Annotated in this window: 1 protein-coding gene; it reads left to right on the forward strand. The window is 44.7% G+C overall.

Translation table 11 applies throughout. The annotated features are described in order from the left end of the window. On the forward strand, nucleotides 1-412 hold a 412-nt coding region (locus ACYVTD_RS15565; protein ID WP_461248607.1), incomplete at its 5' end, for a Kae1-like domain-containing protein. Nucleotides 413-599: the final 187 nt, after the last annotated feature.

A 599-nucleotide genomic window follows, 5' to 3' on the forward strand; every position in this document is an offset into this window, starting at 1 on the left:
GCACAAGGGCGATCATCGTTATGACGTGTCATACTCAGGATTAAAAAACGCCGTAATAAATCAACTTGACATATTCAAAAAAAAGTCCGGCGTTCACACAAAAGAAGACATAGCCGCTTCTTTCCAAAAAACCGCCGTACAAATCTTGTTACGCGCTTTATTAAACGCCCCCGAAGATACCGGGATTGCCACAGTAGTCGCAGGCGGCGGTGTTGCGGCAAACAGTTACCTTCGCTCCTGCCTTGCACAGCAAAAAAACCTTCACTGTATTTTCCCCCCTGCGGACTTATGCGGCGACAACGCCGCCATGATAGCCGGAATCGGCTACCACTACCTTGCAAGAGGTGAACGCTCCCCATTGAATATCACCGCAAGCGCGAGAGTTACAGGGTTTAAGAAAAAGTATCCATAAATTAAAAAGTACGCTATGGGGCTGTCCAATAAGTTCGCGGTAACTTATTGGACGCCTCCATAACTACTCTTTATTGTAACCACGCATCAGGTACTCTTGTAAATTTACTAAAATCAATTGTACCCGGTATTGATGAAATGGTAAATTTTGGCAAATTAGAATACAAGTTGCTCGCAGAGGTAATACC

This window comes from Treponema sp. R6D11, from assembly GCF_054786075.1.